Annotated in this window: 5 protein-coding genes; 2 read left to right on the top strand and 3 right to left on the bottom strand. The window is 65.6% G+C overall.

Annotated features, from left to right (window positions below; all coding sequences use genetic code 11):
• From RBR29_RS11250 to RBR29_RS11240, 3 genes are all read right to left on the bottom strand, one after another.
• The coding region (locus RBR29_RS11250; protein WP_320349337.1) for a hypothetical protein at nt 1-231 on the bottom strand (231 nt) is incomplete at its 3' end.
• A 24-nt stretch (nt 232-255) separates the two neighbouring features.
• Nucleotides 256-726: a peroxiredoxin gene (locus tag RBR29_RS11245; protein ID WP_320349335.1), complete on the bottom strand. Its 471-nt coding sequence runs from the start codon at nt 724-726 to the stop codon at nt 256-258.
• Complete coding sequence (locus RBR29_RS11240) at nt 723-1172, bottom strand: MTH938/NDUFAF3 family protein (RefSeq protein ID WP_320349333.1); 450 nt, start codon at nt 1170-1172, stop codon at nt 723-725. The genes RBR29_RS11245 and RBR29_RS11240 overlap by 4 nt, the downstream gene beginning before the upstream one ends.
• Before the next feature lie 172 nt (nt 1173-1344).
• Between RBR29_RS11240 and alaC the strand changes: the two genes are divergently transcribed.
• Together alaC and RBR29_RS11230 are read left to right on the top strand one after the other, a co-directional pair.
• The gene (alaC, locus tag RBR29_RS11235) at nt 1345-2532 is read left to right on the top strand and encodes an alanine transaminase (protein WP_320349332.1); all 1188 of its coding nucleotides are present in this window, start codon (nt 1345-1347) and stop codon (nt 2530-2532) included.
• Nucleotides 2529-3438, top strand: a 910-nt coding sequence (locus tag RBR29_RS11230) for a homoserine dehydrogenase (RefSeq protein ID WP_320349330.1), incomplete at its 3' end; no start/stop codon positions are given. The genes alaC and RBR29_RS11230, both read left to right, overlap by 4 nt.

Here is a 3438-nt window from a genome sequence, read left to right as displayed (position 1 = left end):
GGTGGCGGATGATGCGGCCTGGGTGGCGGGTGTGCTTGCGGAGCCAGTGGATTTGGACAGGATCGCCGCGACTGGCCGGGTTTTGGCGGTGCGGGTGCGCGGGGCGTCAAGCGAACGGTCGAGTGCCGGACCGGGCACGGCGCGCGCCGCGCCCGTTTCGGGCGGCGTGGTCGGGATGGGGGTTTCGACGACGGTGTCGCCCAGGCGGGTCGGCTGTTTCGGAAGGGGCATGCAGGCTCCTGGAGAAGGCCGCGTTCAGGCGGCCAGGTTTTGTGCGGCTTGCAGGACTGCGTCGACGTGGCCGGGGACTTTGACGCCACGCCATTCCTGGACCAGGACACCCTGGCGGTCGATCAGGAAGGTGCTGCGTTCGATGCCACGCACCTGCTTGCCGTACAGGTTCTTGAGTTTCATGACACCGAACAGGGTGCACAGGGTTTCGTCGGGGTCGGTGATCAGGGGAAAGGGCAGGCACTGCTTGTCGGCGAAGTTCTGGTGGGATTTCAGGGTGTCGCGGGAAATGCCGAAAACCGCGCAGCCCAGGGCCTGGAATTGCGCATGGCGGTCGCGGAAATCCTGGGCCTCGACGGTGCAGCCGGGGGTGCTGTCCTTGGGATAGAAATACAGGACGAAGGGTTTGCCCCGCAGCGCGGCGGAATCAAAGGTGCCTTGGGTGGTTGCGGCAGTCAGCGGCGGCAGGGGCTGGCCGATGGTGATGGGGGTCATGCGAGGTCTCCGGGGAGCAGCAGGGCCAGCACGCGTCGTTCTTCGGACATGAGGATGTTGTAGGTCCGGGCGGCGGCCTGGGTGGTCATGGTTTCAACGCCGATGCCCAGCGCCAGCAAGGGGCGCAGCAGATCGGGGGGCAGGAAGGTCTGGCGCGGGCCGGTGCCGATCAGCAGGACTTCGGGTGCGGAGGCAGGCCGTTCGGCGGCGGGCGCATCGCTGTCGAGCAAGGCCAGGGGGTCACGCGTGGACGGCTGCAGGCCGACCAGATCCTGCAGAAAGGCGGCATCCAGGTCGGCTGCGGTGCGCAGCGCAAGGCTGCGCACGGGGCCTTCGGGGGCGAAGCAGATGGCGCTGTCGTAGCGGACCCGATTGATTTCCAGGAAACCGTCGCCGTAGGCGGTGACGGTATTGAACGCGGGATTCAGGTCTTTTTGCAATAGCACGGGCAAGCTCCGGTGTTCACGTGATGATAGCGCAATCGAGCCGGGGGCTTTTCATGGGGAAGCGTGGGTTTTGCGCATGGGGATTTGCGAGTCGCGGACGCATGCGATAGATTAACGAGTTTGCTGCACCGCATCCATCCGCACGACTCCAGCCTATCTGCCGAGGACCATCATGACGAGCTTTCCGCGCATCGAGCGCTTGCCCCCCTACGTGTTCAACATCACCGGGGAACTCAAGATGGCCGCCCGCCGGCGCGGCGAGGACATCATCGACATGTCCATGGGCAATCCGGATGGCCCCACGCCGCAGCACATCGTCGACAAGCTGGTGGAAGTCGCCCGCCGTCCGGATACCCATGGCTATTCTGTGTCCAAGGGCATTCCCCGCCTGCGCCGGGCGATTTCGACCTGGTACGAGCGCCGCTACGGAGTGGACATCGATCCGGATTCCGAGGCGATCGTCTCGATTGGCTCCAAAGAAGGCCTGGCCCACCTGATGCTGGCCACGCTGGACCGGGGCGATACGGTCCTGGTGCCCAATCCCAGCTATCCGATCCACATCTACGGCGCGGTGATCGCGGGCGCGAACATCCGCTCGGTGCCGATGACCCCTGGCCTGGATTTCTTCGAGGAAATCGAACGCGCGGTGCGCGAGGCCATTCCCAAGCCCAAGATGATGATTCTGGGTTTTCCCAGCAATCCGACGGCCCAGTGCGTGGAACTGTCCTTCTTCGAGCGCATTGTCGCCCTGGCGCGCGAACACGGCATCCTGGTGGTGCATGACCTGGCCTATGCGGACATCACCTTCGACGGCTACGTGGCGCCGTCCATCATGCAGGTGCCCGGTGCGCGCGACGTGGCGGTGGAATTCTTCACCATGAGCAAGAGCTACAACATGGCCGGCTGGCGCATCGGTTTCATGGTGGGCAACCGCGATCTGGTCAATGCGCTGGCGCGCATCAAGAGCTACCATGACTACGGTACGTTCACGCCGATCCAGGTGGCCGCCATTGCCGCCCTGGAAGGCCCCCAGGACTGCGTGGCCGAGGTCGTCGAACAATACCGCAGCCGCCGCGACGTGCTGGCGCGCGGGCTGCACGATGCCGGCTGGATGGTGGATGTGCCCAAGGCGTCCATGTACATCTGGGCGCGCATTCCCGAACCCTACCGCGCCCAGGGCTCGCTGGAATTTTCCAAGCGGCTGCTGGCCGACGCCAAGGTCGCCGTGTCCCCCGGGATCGGTTTCGGTGAATACGGCGACGAATACGTGCGTTTTGCCCTGATCGAAAACGAACAGCGCACCCGTCAGGCGGTGCGCGGCATCAAGGACATGTTCCGCAAGGATGGGCTGCTGAAATGAAACCGATCCGTGTAGGTCTGTTGGGCTTGGGGGTTGTCGGCGGCGGGGTCTGGACGGTCCTGGCCCAGAACGGCGGGGAAATCGCCCGGCGTGCCGGGCGGCGCATCGAAGTCGTTGCCGTGGCCGTGCGCGATGTGGCCAAGGCGCGTGCGCTGGTGGGGCCGGACGTGACCGTCACCACCGATGGGCTGGCGTTGGCGCGTGACCCGGACATCGACATCATCGTCGAACTGATGGGCGGCGACACGATCGCCCGCGATTGCATCCTGGAAGCCATCGCCCAGGGCAAGCACGTGGTCACGGCCAACAAGGCCCTGCTGGCCGTGCACGGCAACGAGATCTTCGCGGCGGCCCAGGCACGTGGCGTGATGGTCGCTTTCGAGGCCGCCGTGGCCGGTGGCATCCCCATCATCAAGGCGATCCGCGAGGGCCTGACGGCCAACCGCATCCAGTGGCTGGCCGGGATCATCAACGGCACGACCAATTTCATCCTGTCCGAAATGCGCCAGCGCGGCCTGCCGTTCGATACCGTGCTGGCCGAGGCCCAGCGCCTGGGCTACGCCGAGGCCGACCCCACCTTCGACATCGAGGGCGTGGATGCCGCCCACAAGCTCACCTTGCTGGCTTCGCTGGCCTTTGGCATCCCGGTGCAGTTCGACAAGGCCTACATCGAAGGCATCGCCCGCCTGGCTTCCGAGGACATCGTGCATGCCGAACGCCTGGGCTATCGCATCAAGCTGCTGGGCATTACCCGCCGCCGTCCCGATGGCATCGAACTGCGGGTGCATCCAGCCCTGGTGCCTGACCACTGCCTGCTGGCCAACGTCGAAGGCGCCATGAACGCCGTGCTGGTACGCGGTGATGCGGTAGGCCCTTCGCTGTACTACGGCCTGGGCGCGGGCGCCC

This window comes from Castellaniella sp. (genome assembly GCF_034007085.1).
In the GTDB taxonomy this organism is placed as follows: domain Bacteria; phylum Pseudomonadota; class Gammaproteobacteria; order Burkholderiales; family Burkholderiaceae_B; genus Castellaniella.
Note: the sequence above shows the minus strand (reverse complement) of the source record. Positions and strands in the feature narration are given on the sequence as shown.

What these genes read in the sequence shown, in the direction of transcription:
- RBR29_RS11245 (WP_320349335.1), bottom strand. Translation starts at nt 726, where the DNA reads ATGACCCCCATCACCATCGGCCAGCCCCTGCCGCCGCTGACTGCCGCA.
- alaC (WP_320349332.1), top strand. Translation starts at nt 1,345, where the DNA reads ATGACGAGCTTTCCGCGCATCGAGCGCTTGCCCCCCTACGTGTTCAAC.